This window comes from Pseudomonas serbica (assembly GCF_028823535.1).
Taxonomy (GTDB): Bacteria; Pseudomonadota; Gammaproteobacteria; order Pseudomonadales; family Pseudomonadaceae; genus Aquipseudomonas; species Aquipseudomonas serbica.
In genome coordinates, this window is record NZ_JAQIYM010000007.1 from 83,793 (window position 1) to 103,213 (window position 19,421).

The following is a 19,421-nucleotide window of genomic DNA, read 5'->3' on the forward strand; positions in this document are numbered from 1 at the left end:
ATCCCTGGTTTTAAATGATGACCTCTCCATTCAACCATTCCTGATTCATCGTCTCGGCATCCCCCAGGTAATCGAGTAACCAGGCCATGGCCGGCGAATGCTTGTTTTGGTTCCAGGCTACGCAGGACGGGCTGGCGGCGAAGGGCCGTTGCAGGTTCAGGGCGACCAGTTCGCCTTGCTCAATGAGCTGCCGCACCAGGTGTGCCGGCGCCATGCCCACGCATAAGCCTTCGCGCAAACAATCCAGGGCCGAGGCCCAGTTAGGCACCACCAGCCGACGCTGATTGTCCACGGACCAGGTGTCGCGTTTGGGTAGGTGGCGTGAAGTGTCGTTCATGCACAGCGCGGGGTAGGGGCGCAATTGATCGTCGTCCAGCGGACCGTTCAATGACGCCAACTGATGCCGGGTGCTGGCCACGCACAACCAGTTCAACAGGCCCATGTCGCGGAAGCTGTAGTGACTGGCCACCGGCACGGCACTGGTGGCGCCGATCACGATGTCGGTGCGCTCATCGGCGAGGGCGTCCCACACGCCGTTAAAAACCTCGTACCCGAGTAGCAACTCCACGTCAGGAAACTGTTTATAAAAGTCCAACACCAATTGCCGGCAGCGCTCTTGTTTGACGATGGCGTCGACCGCCACTTTCAACTGCCCGCTCCAGCCGTTGGCCACTTGCTGGCACAGACGGCGGGTATCGAGCATGGTTTTCATCACGCCCCGGGCCTGCTCAATAAATAGCTTGCCGGCCGCTGTCGGCTCGACGTCACGATGGCGCCGCACAAACAGCGGCACTGCGAGCCATTGTTCCAGCTGTCGCACGGAGTAGCTGACCGCCGAAGGCACGCGGTGCAGCTCCTGAGCCGCGGCGCTGAAACTGCCGTGCCGGGCCACGGCATCGACCACATCCAGGGAATATTCAGACCACATTCAGGTGCCTTCAAAAATATTGATAAGAGCGTCCAATTATTATCGCTTCACACGGAAAACTCACCGCCCATAATGGCACGCTGCTAACAAATTATTTGATTGAAGAGTCAGTTAGGGCGTTGATGAAAAACTCTTTTGGTTTCACCTGCTACCTGGTTGGGCTGAGCATGCTTGGCTACTTGGGCATGGATATGTATTTACCGGCGTTTAGCGTCATCGGCGGCGAGCTGCATCTGTCGGCCGGTGCAGTCGGGGCGAGCCTGAGCATCTTCCTTGCCGGTTTTGCCGTTGGACAATTGTTGTGGGGGCCGCTATCGGATCGCATCGGCCGAAAACCCGTGTTGTTGATGGGCTTGAGCCTGTTCGCGCTGGGTTGCCTGGGAATGTTTTGGGTCGAGACCGCCATGCAATTGTGGGGGCTGCGCTTTATCCAGGCCATCGGCGTGTGTTCGGCGGCGGTTAGTTGGCAAGCGCTGGTGATCGACCATTACCCGGCGCAGCAAGCCAATCGCTTGTTTGCCGGGATCATCCCGCTGATGTCCCTGTCGCCCGCACTCGCGCCACTCCTGGGCGCGCTGCTGTTCAATCACTGGGGGTGGCAGGCGATTTTTGCGGTGTTGTTCGGCGTCAGCGTCGCATTGCTGGTGCCAACGGCGTTGCTCGAAGCCGCGCCGAAACGGCTGATAGCCAATGGCGAACGCCCCCGCATCAGTTTCGGACAACTCCTCAAATCGATGGCGTTCAGCGGCAGCGTATTGATCTACGCCGCCTGCTCGGCGAGCTTCTTCGCCTGGCTGACCGCCTCACCCTTCATCCTCGGCGGCATGGGCTACAGCCCCAGCGACATCGGCCTGAGCTACGTTCTGCCAACCCTGGGATTCTTGATCGGCGGCTTCAGTTGCCGCAGCCTGCTGCAACGGATCAGCGGCAACATCATGCTGCCCTGGCTGATCCTCGCCTATTGCGTAAGCATGGTGGCGCTGTACCTGGTGGCGACGCTGACCACGCCGACCCTCACCACACTGCTAATCCCGTTCTGCGTCATGGGGCTGGTCAACGGTGCAAGTTTCCCGATCATCGTGACGAATGCGCTGATGCCATTTGCGGAAAACTCCGGCAAGGCCGCGGCGCTACAAAACACGCTGCAATTGGGTTTGTGCTTTTTCGCCAGTTTGCTGGTGTCGTCGCGGATTGAGCAGCCGTTGCAGATCACCGTGGAGGTAATGTTGGTGACCGCGCCGCTTGTGGTGCTGGGGTATTGGATTCAACGGCGTAAGCGCGACGAAGCAGAGCGGTTTGAAACAGACCGGTAACAGCGATTCGGCATTTCTTACGGGAGTGGCTGACACGCCAACGCGCAAACAAGAAACGGGCGCCTCCACGGCGCCCGTTTTCATTGTGCGCCAGGCATGGCGCGTTGCGCGCAAGGGCAACCAACTTGGCTGTTGTGGCCACGCTGGTGACTTGGAGGTGAAAGTCCTCTATCTGAGGATGACGGCTGACAGGGCAAAGGCAGCGGCGGCGTCTGTGGCGTGGATGAAAGCGGAGCCGGACACGCTGATGGCGCGAGTGCTTGCACCGGCCAACCTCAAGCGGGCGATCAGCGCGTAGTCAGCAACAAGGGAGCGCCGGGTGCCGATGGCTTGACGGTCGACGACTTGGCGGGCTACGTGAAACAGTATTGGCCAACCCTCAAGGCAAGGTTGCTGGCAGGCGAGTACCACCCGCAAGGGCGAGCGCTTGGCTTAGGGACTCATCGAGCGACTTGATGGCGTTTGCCATGTCCCAATAGTAATGCACCTGCCAGTCAGTCTCGGTCCCATCGGACAGGGCGGCGAAGCATTCTAGCCCGCCATCGCCTCCGGGACCCTTTCGATTAAAGCTGACACACGCAGGGGGCCAATTGTTCGTCGCCGGCGAGCTGGCAGCAAAGCTCCTCAAAGGCGTTCGCCTGACTTTTGCGGTGGAGGCGGATTGAAGCGAAATCAATATCGGGCAGCAGCATCGTTTCAGTTCCATCGACTGCGTCGCGCAACGCAAGCGCAACTTTCGCCATATTTGTGGGCAGCCCGGCAGATGATATTTGCCTGCGGCGCGAGTTCAACTGGCCCGAGTAGTTCTAGGTAGCGAACGGCGATCGATGGCAGCGAGGGCGCGGAGAGGCGTCGCGTCGAACACCGGCACGGCGCTGTTGACTTGCGAGCACTGCTGCCTTCTTTCGATTCAGACTGAATGTCCGCAACTGGCCGATTGTGTTGAAAAAGTCGGTTTGCTCGAACCACCCGCGTATTGACTCGTGAAAACGCCTTGTCTGCGCGCTGCTACGTGAAATCTGAGCTAGGAAGCCTCTGCCGAAAGTAAGGATTTCAATCTACGAGGCGTACTTTTCTGCCCTGGAAACTGAAGCCGATTTTTTCAACAGAATTGACCCTTATGTCTTGAAGAAACTTCAGGACATGGGCCAGCTGGACAACACCATTGTCGTCTTCACCACCGACAATGGCGCGGAAACCATTACCTTCCCGGACGGCGGTACGACCCCGTTCAAGGGCGGCAAGTTGACCACTTGGGAAGGCGGCATGCGCGCTCCACTGGTCATTCGCTGGCCTGGGAAGATTAAGCCAGGCACCGTCCTAACCGACATTTTTGCCTCGCTGGACTGGGTGCCAACCCTGGTCAATATTGCTGGTGGCAAGAAGGGTAACGAGCTGAACCAACAGATCATGGCGGGCAATTACCCCGGCATCGTCAAGACCAAGCTCGATGGCGTGGATCAGACTGACTACCTGACCGGCCAGTCCACCAATTCGGCGCGCGATACCTTCTTTTATTGCACCGGCTCGCAACCTTCGGCAGTACGCTACAAAAACTGGAAGATGTACTACACCATGGTTCCGTATACCGCGACCGGCGGCCTATTCGGCGCTGTCACCTATCACTGGACACAACTACTGAACCTCAAACGTGACCCCTTTGAAACAACAGTCGGCGCTGACGCGAAGTCCATCACCGGCTATGGCGGCTCTTTGGGTTCCCCTGGCAACGCCTATGTCTACAACTGGAACATGCTGCCAATCGGGCAATTGCTCTGGGAGAAGGAGTTGTTGTCCTACAAAGATTTCCCGCCAATGCAGGCGCCGGAAACCTACAACCTGGATGGCATTCTCAAAGCCATGAAGCAGAATGGTCATAATGGACACGATTAACGTCGTGGCTAACCAGCTGCTATAAAACGACGGGCGCCCCCAAACAGGCGCCCGTTTTTTTTGACTGCATGAGAACTTGCAGTCCTACTTTGTTACCCCATTGAGTAGCACACCGTACGACTGGAGAAACTCCACCGTGCCATGGAAGATCAGGCCCACGCCCATCGCCGAAACGAAGAAGCCGACAATGCGGGTTGCGGCATCGATGCCTTGCGGGCCAATCTTTTTGAGGATGTTATTGGCGTAAGCCAGAGATAGGTAGGTGGTGAACATGGTGGCACAGATCGCCAGTGCCACTACCGCGAAGGACAATATGGCGCGGTCGGAATCCTTGATGGTACTGGTCAGGCCGATCACAGTGGAAATGGCGCCGGGCCCGAACATGATCGGCATGGCCATGGGAATAAATGAGACATCCTGGCTGCCTTTGGGACTGCTTGGAATCAGGCTGCTGTTGGGCGAGGGGGCGAAGAGCTCGAAGCCGAGACGCATCAGGATCACCCCGCCGACCACCCGGATCATACTCAGGGGGACTTCGAACAGGCGCAACAGCAGGTTGCCGAAGATCAGGAAGAAAAACATCAGTAGCAGTGCATAAAGACATGCTTTGCGTGCCACCCGACGCTGCTCGGTGGTGTCTTTGCCTTGCAGCAGACGCGCCGGTCGATGGTTTCTGGTCTATCAGTGTCTACAATTCCAGCGGGTTCTTTGAGAAGAACTCCACTGCATTGAATCGCCAATCGGATGTCTCGTAACCAGGTCATTGTTTGGTAGCAACGTTTTCTCTATGCGGAGGCGTTATGCGTAAAGCTCTTCGGTCATCACTTGGATTCGTAGGTGTGTTCATGATGTTTCCGTTGGCAGTCTGGGCCCAGGTCAACGCCAGTGGCCCAGTTGTTCGCATACAAGAGGGCGCTGTGCGAGGTGTCACCGCCAACGAAGTCACCAGTTTCAAGGGTATTGCGTACGCTGAACCGCCGGTAGGTGCTCTACGTTGGAGAGCACCGCATCCCGTCAAGTCATGGGCGCAAACGCTGGATGCCAGCCATTTTGGTGCTAGCTGTATGCAGACCGATGACCTACCCAAGTCGGAAGATTGCCTCACCTTGAATGTGTGGCGCCCGGCCAAGGAATCGGGGTCGCTGCCGGTCATGGTGTGGATCTATGGTGGAGCACTCGCGCACGGCAATACACCACAGTATCCGGGCGAGGCGTTAGCGCGAAAGGGCGTTGTGTTTGTGAGTATGAATTATCGTATGGGACGGTTGGGGTTTTTTGCCCATCCTGCGCTTACTTCCGAGGCATCCGATGAAGTGCAGGGCAATTATGGCTACCTTGACCAGCGGGCTGCGCTCAAATGGGTGCAACGCAACATCGCCGCGTTTGGAGGTGATCCAAAACAGGTAACGATCTTCGGTGAGTCGGCCGGCGGCGGTTCGGTAATGGTGCATTTGGTGTCACCAATGTCGCGAGGCCTGTTCCAGCGAGCCATTCTTCAATCCCCTGGTATTCCCACCGGACGGGCAAAGGCCCTCCCGCTCACACTGTTGGCCGATGCTGAAAAATCCGGCATTGCCTATGCAAAATCTGTCGGTATCACCGGTGACGGTGCACAAGCACTCGCGGCGTTGCGAGCATTGCCAGCAGAGAAACTGCTGGAAAACGCATCAGCAGAAGAAGTGTTGGTCGGTTTGGCCAGCAGTAAACCAATTCCCGGCGTACCCGGTTCTATCCTGGATGGCCGGCTCGTACCGGCGGCGCCCGAAACGCTGTTTGCTGAAGGCAAGCAAGCAGCTGTGCCGGTCATCGTGGGTGCAAATGATCGCGATCTTGGTCTTGGCGTGGCCGCGAACAAGGAAGCTCTTTTTGCTCCCTTTGCCGCGCTTAGCTCTGACGCGCGAGCCGCCTACGATCCGCAAAGTGATCAAACTCTGGAGGAACTCAAGCAGGATGTTTTGGCGGATCAAACACTGGTGGAACCCTCGCGGCATCTTGCCGACGCCATTGCGCGATCAGGAAATCCGGTGTACCTGTACCGTTTCAGTTACGTGGCCGAATCGCAGCGTGGCAAGCTCAAGGGCACACTTCATGGATTCGAGATCCCTTACACGCTCGACATTCCTGCCGCGTTGGTTCGTGACAAAGTCACCCCGGACGACAGGGCGATGGCGGCGCAGGCCAGCGACTATTGGGTTGGCTTCGCGAAGACGGGCGACCCTAACGGTGCCGGGCGACCCAACTGGCCTCGCCACGATCCGGAGGTAGACCGACTGCTGCACTTCACAAATGATGGCGTCATCGTGGGTACCGACCCGCTCAAACTGCGACTCGATCTGGTGAAAAAAATGCGCGAGCAACAGCACTGATCGATGTGTCAATCGAGATCGGGGAACTGCAATTTATGGTTTTTCGAAGGTTTCAGATCTGCAACGGCCAGTTGTTTGCGATAACTCAGAGGCGTTACACCTTTCCAGCGTCGTAGAGCCCTGACCAGACTGCTCGCCGTGCTGAAACCGACACGGCCCGCCACCTGATCCAGTGTCAGGTTGGGCATGGCAAGGAGATTGAGGGTCTGCGCCTCTCGGGTTTGGTCAAGTAGTTGGGCGAAGGTTGTGTTCTGCTGATCCAAAGACGACTGCACATTTTTGATGGCCAAGCCCAGAGTATCAGCAAGATGCTGCAAGCTGGCTTCGCCTGCGAGCATGTCAGCCAGGCAGGCGCGCAAGGCACTCAGAGGTAGCGGGGCACCGAGTCGAGCCAGATATTGCAAAATGGGTTGTTCGAGGCGAGCGAGCAGATGCGAATTGGCGCCAGGCAGAGGGGTGTCCCATGTTTCGCATTTGAATACCAGGGTCGCGCAGGTTTGTCCAAAGAGAACTGGAATGCCCAGGGTTTGCCAAGGTTCCGGGTCAGGCGGCTGCGGCAAAGGCATTTCCAGCCGGCGCAAAAATTTACGGGCTTTCATGGCGGATTGACGTTCAAACAATCTGACATTGAAGTAGTTGAAGCAGTCTCGCGCCGCATTGGCTGGCACGCGTGCTCCCGTCAGTCGGGTTTCCAGACGCCAGTCACCCACGTCGTCCTGAATCAGTTGAGGCCGGGTTACTGTTGTCAGCAGCGGAATGAATTGCGTGTAACGGCGTACAGCATCGCCTAGTGTAGCGCTGGCATAGAGGGCCAGATCAACGCCATAGAGATCGGCGGGGGCAAGGTTTCGTGCGACGCGAATCCCAAAGTTCTGATCTCCGCAAAGCTCGACTGCACGTGCCCAGAGCGGCGTGATATCGGTCAAATCCAGACGCAACTCGTTATCCAGCAGCATGCCGGCATGGAGACCTACACTGGCGAGCGCCGGAGCCGGATTGATACCGTATTCCAGCTCCAACGTGTTGGCAATCGCGCGCGCGACCGAAGCCAGAGTAGTTCTGGCTCCGGAGGCAGGGCTTTGTTGCGTGGGCTCCATGGGTAACGCCTGTTGATTGCGACATGAGTTGATGCTCAGCATGACGCGTGGCCCCACAGCCTGCAATCGGACGCCCATTACCGATATCGTTTCAGGTCAGTTTCTCCAGTTTTGGCCCTTGCCAGCGCAGTTCTTTCATCAGACCACGTGGTTCGTAAGCCCGAACAATCAGCCAGAACGGTTCTCCTGTCTTCACTGGCAACCAGTTTGTGCGTTTGAGTGCACCCGGGTCGTCCGCCTGTACATAGACAATGAGACTTCCATCGGCCTCGAACCTCATACCCGGTGTGCGATCGCCAATGGCATAACGATTCAGCGGATTGTCGATGACTGTATATTTGCTGGTATAGGCATGAAGTGACCAGAACGCGTCGACTTGCGGGATCTGGTCCTTGGCGAAACGCAAGACGTAGCGCAAGTCGCCAGTGAGCGGCGCCCCCGAGGGATCTTTTTGCAACACATGGTAGGGGTTTTCTGAAATGGGCAGAGCGACAGTACCCGCCTGCGCGATGGAAGCACGGTATAGCCAGTCGCCGTCCTCATAGTAACCGATGGATGGCTTGGGAACGGTCCACCCCATAGTAGTATGGGGCCCACCCAAAGACCTTGTGCTGTCGAGAACCATTTTGCGTGCATCCACTTCCGCCCGCTTGAGAGCCTTGATTATCTCAGGCGACAGGTGTTCGAAGCCATTGTTGTCCGTGCCCAGACCAATGTGGGTGTAGCTGGCCGTAATAGCGGTATCTTCAACTGGAGGCGGGCATTGCTGCCACATGGCCTGCAAGGTCTTGAGATCGGCCAGAGGATCATCTTGGTTCGTCAAAGGTTTGATTAGATTGGCAGTAGCGCCTGGCACTGAGTGCTCACCACTGCGGTACGCGGATAAAGGGGCGATCAGAAATCCACTCTGGTACTCGACAGCCTTAGGGAGATCCTGTGCATTGGCGAAAAACATACGCAGCAAGTTGAAGGTCTGCGGCATCTTTGCACGCATTATCTCGTCCATACCTTCCGGTAGTTCGCCTTGCCAATGTGGACCGACCAAAGCAATACGTCCACCGATCGGTAAGTTGCGGCGATTAGATAGTCCGTACGTCTCACCCAGTAGATCGCAGCACTGAATGCTCCAGTAACGTCCATCCATCTTTGGAATAGTAAGAATGTAGGGCTCCTCACTGAGGTCAAGCCAAAGATTGGAATACAGCGTGTCAACTTGGGGAGCCCCTGGAATCACAGGTGTAACGACGTTGTTGCGATGAGCCCATTGAGCCCAAAGATGTCGCGTCTTTGTTATCGGATCACCTTCCATCATGCGTGAGTAGCGCAGGCGAGCAAAGTAGATCAACGGGAATCCATATACATAAGCCTCCATAGCAAGCTTGTAGGCGGCGTCTTCACTCAGTGGTGATTCATCTGCAATCACTTTACCCCCCGGTACTCCGGCGAGAATGCCCATGGCTGCTATGGCGGCAAATGCCTTCAGCAGGTCGCGTCGTCGGTATCCGTTGCTGGGAATGTCTATCCACTCGTTCGTTTGCATGTTGCCTCCTTGGGCCAGTAGGCAATGACGCTCTCCATGATTGCGCTACCTGACTGACCACGCAAAAAAAAGCCCCAGGCAAAAGGCGAGGGGCGGATAGTTAGAGCAGCGCTCCAGTCGATGATGCCTGAACCATGAAGTGCCAACTTCCATGGAACGAAAATGCCCGCTAAACATGCGAGCATTGCGAAGGACGTCATGAGTCATTGATTGACAATAAATTGGCCAAACGCCAAATCATGCAATCGCTAACGAGGGTTGTGGCGAGCGCGGAACTGGCTGGGGGTGTCTGCGTACCAGCGGCGGAAGGCGCGGGTGAAACTGCGAACTTCGCTATAGCCAAGATGATCGGCGATTTGCGCGACGGACATCTCATTGGCCTGCAATAGATCATGGGCCAGGTAGCGACGATGGAACTCGATGATATCCACGAAGCTCCAGCCGTCGCGTAGGAGTGCGCGATGCAGGGTTCGAGGTGTTGTGTGCAGGCGTTTGGCTAACACTTCAAGGCTCAATTCACCGCGAAGCTCCTGCATCACGGCGGCTGATACCGACTCCAGAACACTAGGGGTGGCCGTGTGGCGCACGTACTCGTGCAATGCGTCATCAAGTGCCTGACGTATGCTCAGACTCCCGCCGGGTCGCTGCTCCTGAAGCGCCGCCTGATCGAGTACCAACTCATTGTGCTCGGTCCCAAAGTACACCGGTTTTTGACTCAAGGTGTGCCAGGGCTGCGGTTCGACGGGAGGAGGGCGGCGTAAGCGAACCTCTAGCAGAGCGTCGGACGCACACACCCAGCTACGCAAAAACTGGATTTGTCGCGACACCCAGTAATCCACTTCTTCTGGTGCCGGCAGCACGCCCGCTCCGGGGTGCAGGCTCAGATGCACTCTCCCTTCATGCTGCTCAAGGCGCAAATCCACATGCCCGGCCAGCAGAGGCCAGAACTCAAGCATCACCACCAATGCTTCCAGGCGTGTTGGCATTAACTGCATCAGATAGCCAAGGCCCAATAGCTGGCCCGGGTCGACGTGCCTGGCTGCTGCCAGCCCCAACGCGGGATCGTTGCTCAGCTCCAGAGCCACTTCCCAGAAACGTCGGGCGAGAAAAGACGGCAGCCGCAGGAAGGGCTGACGCAACGTCGCCAGCGGCAAACGCCAGTGCCCTTGCAGATGCTGCGGCTCAATGCCCTGTGACTCCAGCGAGCGCAACGCGGCCATGATCGGGGAAGGGCACAGCGAAGAGCGCTGCCGATATTCGGGAAAATTATTTGTCAGCCAATGACTCATGCTCGACCGCTTTTTACTCACATGGTGCGCAAGGGGAGATGCGCTCAGCGCGTAGTTTCAAGGATAACGCCGGCATTTTCAAAGTGACTGGTGGAATTCCGATTTACCTCTTCGCCATTAAAAAAAATAACAGGTGAGTTAACACATGAAGCACTTAGCACGCCCTTGCAGTAGCAACCCTGCACCGCGTTTACGCCCACACGTGCTGGCGCTGGGGGTCGCTATGGCCACCGGGATCCAGTCGGCACAAGCCACGACCTGGCAGGTCAATGACGATTGGAGCCTGACCACCAACACAACGCTGAGTCTGGGCACCAGTTGGGCACTTCAGTCCGCGGACAAGTTTCAGATGACGGCCGCCGATGCGGCCAGTATCGGGAAAACAGGTACTGGCACTAACTACAACGCCGACAACGGCAAGCTCAATTTTGATAAGGGCGACACCATCTCCACTGTGTTCAAAGGCTTGACTGACTTTGACCTCAATGACGGTTCCCAAGGTGCGTTCCTGCGCTTCAAGTATTGGTACGACCATGCCCTGGAGACCAGTAATGGCGACTTCGAAAATTTCAACGATTCCGGCTGGCAGGATCTGGCCAGGTTCAAGGGATTCGAAGTGCTTGACGCTTATGTCTGGAAGAACTTCGACGTGGCTGACCACTCGTTGAGCGTCAAGGTCGGCAATCAGGTATTGAGTTGGGGCGAGGCGCTGTTCATCCAGAACGGTGTAAACGTGATTAACCCGCTCGACGTATCTGCGTTCAACCGTCCCGGAGTGGAACTCAAGGAAGGCCAGTTGCCCGTCGAAATGGTCAGCTTCAACTTCGACCTGAGCGATTCGCTGAGTCTGGAGGGGTTCTGGCAGTACAACTTCCGCCCGTCGGTGTTCGACGGCTGTGGCACCTTCTTCAGCATTGCCGACAACCTGCAGGAAGGCTGTCAGAACAATTACATGATTGCCGGCGGCCAAGGCACTACTGCCGAATCCTTGCTGGACTTTGACCCCGCCGCGGGGGCCGCAAACGCTCGACGCGAACGCTATTTGCGCCGCACGTCCACCGACTATCCGAGCGATACCGGTCAGTACGGCCTGGCCATGCACTACACCATCGAGTCGCTGCAAGATGCCGATCTCGGTCTGTATTACATGAACTACCACAGTCGAACCCCGCAACTGCAAGGGGTGATAGCTCGCCAGGCACCCGTGGGTACCAACATCAATATCAACACGGGGGACTACTCCAACATCTACCCCGAGGATATTCGTCTGTTCGGAGCCAGCCTCAGCGGTGTCATCGGCACCACCGCAACTTTTGGTGAGCTGAGTTACCGGCCCAATATGCCGCTGCCTTTGAATGGCGCGGATTTCGTCGGGCTGTTGGCGGGATCCCCTACCACGCCGATCATGCCTATGACCAATGCTGAATTGGCAGCTGCGCGTGGCACTCAAGTCGAGGGCTACATTCGCAAACCGGTCTGGCAGTTCAGCCTTGGCGCGGTTGATACCGTTACCAACGTGCTGGGGGCCAGTCGTCTGTCCTTGGCGGGCGAAATGGGCTTCAATTGGGTCGAGAATCTCGATAGTGACCGTTTTGGTCGTGCCGGCGCATTCGGCCGAACCTTGCCCACGACCGGCATCGCAACTTCCTGCGTCGCTGCGGGGGCGGGCGGCATGAGCCCTGCGCAAGTTGCCGGAATGAACGCGGACTTCTGCAACACCCAAGGTATCTACACCGACTTCTCCTGGGGCTATCGACTGCGCGCCGGTCTTTCCTACGAACAACTGCTGCCAGCCACTGTGGTCACTCCGGCGATCAACTGGCGCCATGACGTCGAGGGCACCGGCCCTAACTTCCAGGAAGGGCAACAAGCGATCGGCCTGACGCTGACATTCGACTACCGCAACAACTACTCGCTGGAGTTCGCCTACAACGAGTTCCTCGGCTCCAACGAATTTTCCACCATCGATGACCGCGATTTCGCCTCGGTGAACCTCAAGGTGAGCTTCTAATGAAAAATGCCATGAAAAAACTGCCTCTGGCCCTCGCCATATTGGCTGCCTGCACCTTGGCCCATGCCAAGCAAAACGACCCTGGCCTGATCGGCACCAAGCTGACCCCAATGGGTTCTGAAATGGCCGCCAATGCCGATGGCAGCATTCCAGCCTGGACCGGTGGAATTGCTGCCAACGCCGGCGTGGTTTCTGCAAACGGGGACTACGCTGATCCATTTGCTGCCGAACGCCCGCTCTATACCGTGACCAAGGACAACGTCAGTCAATACAAGAACCTACTCACCCCCGGTCAAGCCGCCATGTTCGCGCGTTTTCCCGACTATCGGATGCCGGTTTACCCTAGTCATCGTACCGCCAGCATCCCTAAAGCCGACCAGGCCGAGGCCAGGGCAAACCTGGGCAAAGTTGAGCTGGTCGACATGGGATATGGGCTGAAAGATTATAATTTCGGCATCCCGTTTCCCCAGCCTACCGAAGCATCGGAAGTGCTGTGGAATCACATGACCCGATATCGCGGTGGGTCTTTCGTCCGAGAAATTGCTTCGGCAACGGTTCAAGATCAGGGGCAATCCACAGTGGTGACCTACAACCAGGTCGGTGCCTTTCGCGACCGGATCAAGGATCTGAGCCCGGAGGACAATCTTCTCTATTTTTATCGCGCACAGACCCTGACTCCATCACGTTACGCCGGTGAGGTCACGTTGATTCACGAGCCGATGAACCAGGTGGCAGAAGCACGGGCGGCCTGGCAATACATCCCGGGGCAACGCCGTGTGCGTCGGGCTCCGACTGTTTCCTATGACAGCAGCGCACGTTACAGCTTCGGGCAAATCACCAGCGATGGCAGCGACGGATTTAACGGTGCACCGGACCGTTACAACTGGAAGCTCATTGGTAAACAGGAGCTCTTGGTTGGATACAACGCTTACAAGTTGAACAGCAAGTCATTGAAGTACGCCGACCTCCTGAAACCGGGTCATTTGAATTCGGAGCCACTGCGCTATGAAAAGCACCGTGTGTGGGTGATCGAAGCGACGCTCAAACCCGACACGCGTCATGTCTATGCCAAGCGACGTTTCTATATCGATGAGGATTCCTGGCAGATCCTGGCGTCGGATATGTATGACAGCCGTGGTGAGTTATGGCGACTGTTCGAGGCGCACTATGCAATGTTGTACGACGTTCAGGTGCCGATTACCGTGGCTGAAACGACCTATGACCTGATCTCTGGCCGCTATGGCGTTTCTCAGATGACAAACGAAGTCAGCCACAAAGTCGAATATGGGATGCCGATGGTGAAAGCAGACTTCACCCCGGCGGAAATTAGACGTATCGGTAAGTGAACCAAAACGAGCCATACCCATGTATGGCTCGTTTTTTAACCCGCTGTTAAAAATAAGGCGATTGTTTATGCATTGAATCGCCCCGGATTCTCTAGATACCTTGCAAGCTCATTGCGTAACGCTTTTCAAACTCTACCGGCGACAGCCGATTGTTGAAGCCATGACGACGTTTTGCGTTGTAGAACATCTCGATGTAATCGAACGCATCACTACGAGCATCTTCCCGCGTGGTGTAAGTTTTCCGCTTGATCCGTTCCCGCTTTAGAAGCTGGAAAAAGCTCTCGACAACGGCATTGTCATGACAGTTGCCACGACGACTCATGCTGGCGACTAAGTTGTTCGCCTTCAAAAAGCTGCGCCAATCGGAGCTACTGTATTGGCTGCCCTGATCGCTATGAACCATCACTTCCTGCTTCGGTTTTCGCCTCCAAACTGCCATCAACAACGCATCAATGGCCAAATCACTGGTCATTTGCGACTTCATTGACCAGCCAACGACCTGACGAGAAAACAGATCCAGCACCACAGCCAAATACAGCCAGCCTTCATACGTACGAATGTAGGTGATATCGGTGACCCAAACCTTTTTGGGCTCTACGACATCGAATTGGCGCTTCAGCAAATTGGGTGAAGCGACTGCTGGCTTACCGCCGTACTTTCCAGGACGGCGTCGATACCCTGTCTGAGAGCGCAGACCTTCAAGACGCATCAGCCTCGCCACACGATGCCGACCACAGGGACCCAAAATAACGGTTGCGTTGAAGAAAAATAGAGCTGCAATTAACAGCGAGAGTGGTTCGTGAGGAGTATTCTTTTGTACATAGAGCCATGCCGACTAGTGAGAGTCGGGAGCCCAAGCATTCGATTTCAATAGAGATGATAGAAGATATCGAGCGCTGTATTGATCTTCTAGGTATTCCAAAGGAACGAAACCCCATCTTCATGCAAAGAGCTTACATTATGCCTTTTCTTGATTTTGCAAAGCGCGAATATATCCGGGCTCGGCGGCACTTCATGATTTGGTTGATGAAAAGGACTGGTTTGCGTCCTAGCGAAATGATCGAGATTAGCGTTAATCTACATGTGAAAATTTTACATGTTTAAAAAATATATATACCTACAAAGAAGCGTCGTCGAAAGCTCGCGCCATTGCGCAGTTCTCCTATCACTCTCAAGGATGCTAGGACATTTCAGCGGTATCTGATTGCGAGGTCAAAACACCTTGGTGTTTTGGCGGAGTTTGGCGGCGATGTTAATAAAAATGATGCTTTGTTCCTTTGTGTAGATGGAAGGTCGATTAAAAAGTATCTTTGGAAAGTGATTTTAAACGTATTGCAATTGCAGCCGGATATAAAGATCACCAAGCTTGCTTTAGCATGTTTAGACATCGTTTCATTACCTTGGAAGTTATGGTGCATCTAAGAGCATTCATGGAGCAAACGGGCACGCCTCGACGTGTGATGACGGAAAGTGACTACGAGTCAGTTCTTAAGAGAGTGGCGACTAAAACTGGTTACAGTGATATACACAGTCTTTGGCACTATATTGATATAGTATGGAATGAAATAGATGTGTGGGGAGGTGTTGATAGAGCGGTTGCGCGATTGCACGCAGCTGATCGGTTATATGATGAGTTGTTAGCACTTAAGCACGACCTTGAAACGAGCGAAGCATCCCCAGCGGTAACAAAAGTGCTCCAAGGCGTAGCCAACCGGCTCAAGCCCATCCTTGAGTCAGCGAAGGACGATTTCGACTCAGGTGAGAGGGAGTTAGACTTGTGGGGATAGTTCATTAAATGACATGCATCGAGGGCTGCCCATAAAATTCGCCACGAACCTTTTGTCCAGAACCAACCGATTGTCTACGAAGGCAAAGTCGAGCAACAGGCCGCGCCGTCCTATTGGTTCGTCCACACCCTGGGCGCGATCTTCAGAGGCGCCCTCGAAGCGGGGCTGCAGATCAGCCATTTCAGGGAGTACCCGCATTCCAACCGCGAAGAGCTTTATGACCGCTACGAGGCGCAGGAGGCGCAGGTGCCGATGTGTTTTAGCTGGGTGGGGGTGAAACGGGGCTATTGATTACTCAGTGTAATAAGTGAAATTCAATTCGGGGACTCTATCGCTTTCTGCTCCAGTAATAAGATGGCTCCATCAAACCATCCCTACTGGAGAATCGCGTGAAAAAAACCATTATTGCCGCCCTGATAACTGCTGCCGCTAACTATGCCAACGCCGGCACGGTATTGGTTGTACTGTCGGATCAGGCGCAACTGGACCTGAAAGACGGCAAGGTCATGCAAACAGGTTTCTTCCTGAACGAACTAATGCAACCGGTGCAGACTTTCATCGCGGCGGGTCAAACCGTCATATTTGCGACCCCTAGCGGCAAGGCGCCCACCGCGGACCAGAAATCCAATGATGTGAGCTTCTGGGGCAACGATGAAAATGCCCGTCAGGAAAGTCTCGCGCTGCTGGACACGCTAAAGCTGACCTCGAAGAGCGGCTCGCCGGCAATTAGCTTCGCGCAGGTTCAGAAAGTCGGCTACGACAAGTTCGATGCCGTCTTCGTGCCGGGCGGCCATATCCCGATGCAGGATCTGCTGAAGGACAAGCAACTGGGCCAACTGCTGACCAACTTCCATGAAAAAGGCAAAGTCACCGGCTTCACCTGCCATGGCACCATAGCCATGTTGTCGACGATCCCGGACGCGCACGGTTTTGTCTCCGCGCTGGAATCGGGCAAACAGCCGGCAGCGCCAGCCAACTGGATTTACAAGGGCTATAAAGTCACCGCCTTCACCGACGCGGAAGAGGAGCAGGCCAAAGGTTTCCTCGGCGGCGGCCATATGAAACTGTTCCCGCAGGACGGCCTGACGGCAGCCGGTGCTCACTTCTCCGAAGCCAAGCCATGGAGCGTGAATGTCATTGAAGACCGCGAAGTCATTTCCGGCCAGAATCCACAGTCGGCAAAGGCAGTCGCCGTGGCCATGCTGGCAAAAATGAAGTAAGCCTGGGCGGCGCGGCCGACGCGCAAAGCCCCGATTTCACGGGGCTTTGCGCACCCAGCCTTATTGCAAGATCAGCAGCTACACCGTCAATGCGCAGTTCTGCCTTGACCCAACTCGACCTGAACCGCCACATCCCCTCCGTATCATCCGTGAATACGGGCAAACATGATGCGCGGCATCAATCCGTTGCGGCTTCACCGCTTGGTCTAGTCCCGGCACGCTGACGTTAAGCCTCACGGGCAGGATCATTTCGATTCCTCACCCAAGGTGCCGGTGTAGTGAGCCAGGCGCTTCTCCACGTCGGCTTTCGTCTGCAACCCAAGCTCCATCAGTTGTTTGATACGGGCCTGCGCTGCCGGGCGTTTTACCGAGCCGATGAAACCATCCCATTCGGCGGCGATGGCTTCGTTCGGTGGCAGGCTGGCAGCATTGACCAGGCGCTTTATGTCAGCAATTGACTGCTTGTCGAATCGCGCGATACGCCGGGCCATGGTGTCGACGAACTTGTCGAGTTCGGCATCGGGCAGCGCGCGGTTGACGTAGCCATAGCGTTCGGCGAGTTCGCCATTGATGTCGTTGCCGGTGAGCAGCACTTCCAGTGCGCGCCCACGGCCGATCAGCCGTGGTAGACGCGCCATCGGACCGCCTCCGGGCACGAGAGCGGCACCGATTTCCCATTGCGAGAGGATGGCTTTCTCGCGGCTGGCAAAGCGCATGTCGCTGGCCAAGGCCAGTTCGCTACCGACACCGGTGGCACGGCCGCGAATCGACACGATCGACACCACCGGTGCTTTGCTCAACCGCACCAGCATGTCGGGCAACGGCGGCAACCCGGTGGGGCCGTTGGGAAGGCTGGTGGTGTCAGTCAGCGGGGGAACGAAGTCATAGTGGGTGAGGAAGAAATCCGGCACGTCACTGTCGAACACCACGACCACCAGTTTCGGATCGGATTCGATGGCAGTAACCACCTCGTTCAGCTGCGGCATGGTTTCGGGACCGTAGATGTTGTACGGCGGGTTGTGGAAGGTGACCCGCCAGTACTGAGGTGTGACACGTGTGAGCTTGATTTCCTGTTTGACCGCGCTGGTAGGTGAGGCTTTATCGGTTGTTGAGGGGGAAGTCTCGCCAGCAAGCGCCGCGCCTGTCGTCGCCAGACTGGCGAAAATCAGTGCAGCCGATAGCAACTGAAGTCTCATAGGAGTGTCTCCAGAGAAATGCCTGAGGGCATGCGAATTCCCGTTGAGCTACAGATGGCCTGCCAATTGATCGGGCCGAGAAAAATCACGCCCGTTGCTCCGTTCCGTCGCGGGTCAACACATGAGCATGGGTTTCGTGCGCATGACCGGAATGCGGCCCGACACGGTCGGCAGTAGCGGCTGAAGTTGGCAGGTGGCTCGATAGACCCGGAAACACCGAGTCCAGGGGGGCGAAACATGTCGCCTTACGCCGGCAGCGCCGAATGCTCAAGCGTAGCAGCGAATAATCGGCTCGCAAGGCGCCCATTCGGATGAGATCACCGACAGCACAATCGGCCACCCAATGGCCAAGCAGCAGGCGATGAAACTTGATTCGATACCGCCTGGGATTCTGTGGCACTACATCCTTTTCAGGGGTAATAATTTGTCATCCCGGGGCAGCAGCAAAAAAACTCTTTCGGGCTTCATGTCCCGCTACAACGCAAGTTTTCATTGGAGTAAAGCCACCCATGGAAGCCAACCGATTCGGCGACATCGCTGCGTTTGTCTGCGCTGTAAAGGTTGGAAGTTTTACCTGCGCGGCCGCCTCACTTGGTCTGACCCGATCGGCTGTAGGTAAAAGTATCGTTCGTCTTGAAGGTCGGATGGGAGCTCGGCTTCTGAATCGCACGACGCGCAAACTGAGCCTGACTGACGAGGGCTACGTCGCCTATGAGCGCTGGAAGCAAATTCTCGAGGATCTTGATGAAGTGGATGCAACCATGGCCTTGCGTCGTGGACGGCCAACCGGCACGTTTAAACTCACAGCGCCCCTTTCCTTTGGTCAGCGCCATATCCTGCCGATTCTGGATGCTTATCTGAAGCAATGGCCTGAACTTCGTGCGGACGTTTGGTTTACCGATCGCTTTGTCGATCTGGTCGAAGAGGGTGTCGACATAGCCATCCGCATTGGCGCGCCAAATGACGATTCACAACTATTAACCAGAACCGTGGGTTGGCAGCAGTTCGCAACGTGTGCCTCGCCCTCATATCTGGCCCGTTGCGGTGTTCCACAAATGCCTGCGGATCTGGTCGGGCATGACACCATCGCTTTCATCAGTGGCCAGGCCAGTGTCTGGCGTTACCAGACACCCACCGGCCTTTATTTCCATGAACGACCAGGGCGGTTGAACATAGACAGTTCTGAAGCCATGCGCGAAGCGGCGTTGACGGGTATTGGCCTGATTCACTTGCCGACCTATATCACCGGTAACGACTTGCGCGACGGAACGTTGGTGGAAGTGCTCAAACCTTATCGCGCATCGCCCGACCCCATCCGGGTTGTCTATGCGAGCAAGCGTCAGTTGTCACCGCGTGTCCGCGCGTTTATCGATCTGTTGGTTGAGCGCTGGGAATCAGGTTTGCCGTGGGAAACCTGAAAATATTGGGGACTCGC

Annotated in this window: 15 protein-coding genes and 3 pseudogenes; 10 read left to right on the forward strand and 8 right to left on the reverse strand. The window is 56.0% G+C overall.

The genetic code is table 11. The annotated features are described in order from the left end of the window. Positions 1 to 10: 10 nt before the first annotated feature. Positions 11 to 928: a DNA-binding transcriptional activator PunR gene (gene punR / locus NQL71_RS12855; protein WP_194939641.1), complete on the reverse strand. Its 918-nt coding sequence runs from the start codon at positions 926 to 928 to the stop codon at positions 11 to 13. A gap of 122 nt (positions 929 to 1,050) precedes the next feature. Here punR and punC point away from each other — a divergent pair, with 122 nt between their 5' ends. Then, a complete protein-coding gene (punC, locus tag NQL71_RS12860; RefSeq protein ID WP_274642738.1) occupies positions 1,051 to 2,241 on the forward strand; it encodes a purine nucleoside transporter PunC in 1,191 nt (396 codons plus the stop codon). 178 nt (positions 2,242 to 2,419) lie between these two features. Next, a pseudogene (locus NQL71_RS12865) lies at positions 2,420 to 2,658 on the forward strand (group II intron reverse transcriptase/maturase); the annotation flags it as partial. A gap of 146 nt (positions 2,659 to 2,804) precedes the next feature. On the opposite strand, the gene NQL71_RS12870 reads toward NQL71_RS12865, so the two are convergent. After that, complete coding sequence (locus NQL71_RS12870) at positions 2,805 to 2,933, reverse strand: hypothetical protein (RefSeq protein WP_274642739.1); 129 nt, start codon at positions 2,931 to 2,933, stop codon at positions 2,805 to 2,807. Positions 2,934 to 3,366: 433 nt separating this feature from the next. Between NQL71_RS12870 and NQL71_RS12875 the strand changes: the two genes are divergently transcribed. Beyond that, positions 3,367 to 4,134 (forward strand): sulfatase-like hydrolase/transferase, encoded by a 768-nt coding sequence (locus NQL71_RS12875; RefSeq protein ID WP_274642740.1) that lies wholly within the window; start codon positions 3,367 to 3,369, stop codon positions 4,132 to 4,134. A gap of 84 nt (positions 4,135 to 4,218) precedes the next feature. On the opposite strand, the gene NQL71_RS12880 is transcribed toward NQL71_RS12875, so the two are convergent. After that, entirely contained in the window at positions 4,219 to 4,788 is a 570-nt protein-coding gene (locus NQL71_RS12880; protein ID WP_343228875.1) for a MarC family protein, read from the reverse strand. Positions 4,789 to 4,979: 191 nt separating this feature from the next. Between NQL71_RS12880 and NQL71_RS12885 the strand changes: the two genes are divergently transcribed. Next, a complete protein-coding gene (locus NQL71_RS12885; protein ID WP_274642741.1) occupies positions 4,980 to 6,500 on the forward strand; it encodes a carboxylesterase/lipase family protein in 1,521 nt (506 codons plus the stop codon). A gap of 8 nt (positions 6,501 to 6,508) precedes the next feature. Here the strand turns inward: NQL71_RS12885 and NQL71_RS12890 are convergent, their stop codons facing one another. The 3 genes from NQL71_RS12890 to NQL71_RS12900 all read right to left on the reverse strand — a co-directional run bounded on the left by NQL71_RS12890 (position 6,509) and on the right by NQL71_RS12900 (position 10,426). After that, positions 6,509 to 7,639 carry an AraC family transcriptional regulator gene (locus NQL71_RS12890; protein ID WP_274642742.1) on the reverse strand — a complete coding sequence of 377 codons (1,131 nt, stop codon included), beginning with the start codon at positions 7,637 to 7,639 and terminating at the stop codon, positions 6,509 to 6,511. Between the two features lie 49 nt (positions 7,640 to 7,688). Then, entirely contained in the window at positions 7,689 to 9,137 is a 1,449-nt protein-coding gene (locus NQL71_RS12895; RefSeq protein ID WP_274642743.1) for a DUF1254 domain-containing protein, read from the reverse strand. A 248-nt stretch (positions 9,138 to 9,385) separates the two neighbouring features. Then, on the reverse strand, positions 9,386 to 10,426 hold the full coding sequence (locus NQL71_RS12900) for an AraC family transcriptional regulator (RefSeq protein WP_274642744.1): 1,041 nt from the start codon (positions 10,424 to 10,426) through the stop codon (positions 9,386 to 9,388). 145 nt (positions 10,427 to 10,571) lie between these two features. On the opposite strand from NQL71_RS12900, the gene NQL71_RS12905 reads away from it, so the two are divergent. Then, entirely contained in the window at positions 10,572 to 12,437 is a 1,866-nt protein-coding gene (locus NQL71_RS12905; protein ID WP_274642745.1) for a DUF1302 domain-containing protein, read from the forward strand. Continuing rightward, positions 12,437 to 13,783: a DUF1329 domain-containing protein gene (locus tag NQL71_RS12910; protein WP_274642746.1), complete on the forward strand. Its 1,347-nt coding sequence runs from the start codon at positions 12,437 to 12,439 to the stop codon at positions 13,781 to 13,783. The genes NQL71_RS12905 and NQL71_RS12910 overlap by 1 nt, the downstream gene beginning before the upstream one ends. A 91-nt stretch (positions 13,784 to 13,874) precedes the next feature. Here NQL71_RS12910 and NQL71_RS12915 read toward each other — a convergent pair. Further along, positions 13,875 to 14,519 (reverse strand): annotated as a pseudogene (locus NQL71_RS12915) (IS3 family transposase); the annotation flags it as partial. Between the two features lie 574 nt (positions 14,520 to 15,093). Between NQL71_RS12915 and NQL71_RS12920 the strand changes: the two are divergent. From NQL71_RS12920 to NQL71_RS12930, 3 genes and pseudogenes are all read left to right on the forward strand, one after another. Further along, positions 15,094 to 15,570, forward strand: a complete 477-nt coding sequence (locus tag NQL71_RS12920; RefSeq protein ID WP_274642747.1) for a hypothetical protein — start codon at positions 15,094 to 15,096, stop codon at positions 15,568 to 15,570. A gap of 39 nt (positions 15,571 to 15,609) precedes the next feature. Continuing rightward, positions 15,610 to 15,861 (forward strand): annotated as a pseudogene (locus NQL71_RS12925) (SAM-dependent methyltransferase); the annotation flags it as partial. A 98-nt stretch (positions 15,862 to 15,959) separates the two neighbouring features. Then, positions 15,960 to 16,790, forward strand: a complete 831-nt coding sequence (locus NQL71_RS12930) for a type 1 glutamine amidotransferase domain-containing protein (protein WP_274642748.1) — start codon at positions 15,960 to 15,962, stop codon at positions 16,788 to 16,790. Between the two features lie 245 nt (positions 16,791 to 17,035). Here NQL71_RS12930 and NQL71_RS12935 read toward each other — a convergent pair whose 3' ends face one another. Then, the gene (locus NQL71_RS12935) at positions 17,036 to 17,986 is read right to left on the reverse strand and encodes an enoyl-CoA hydratase/isomerase family protein (protein WP_178134532.1); all 951 of its coding nucleotides are present in this window, start codon (positions 17,984 to 17,986) and stop codon (positions 17,036 to 17,038) included. Positions 17,987 to 18,495: 509 nt separating this feature from the next. Between NQL71_RS12935 and NQL71_RS12940 the strand changes: the two genes are divergently transcribed. Continuing rightward, positions 18,496 to 19,404 carry a LysR family transcriptional regulator gene (locus tag NQL71_RS12940; protein ID WP_046816266.1) on the forward strand — a complete coding sequence of 303 codons (909 nt, stop codon included), beginning with the start codon at positions 18,496 to 18,498 and terminating at the stop codon, positions 19,402 to 19,404. The last annotated feature ends 17 nt before the right edge of the window (positions 19,405 to 19,421 follow it).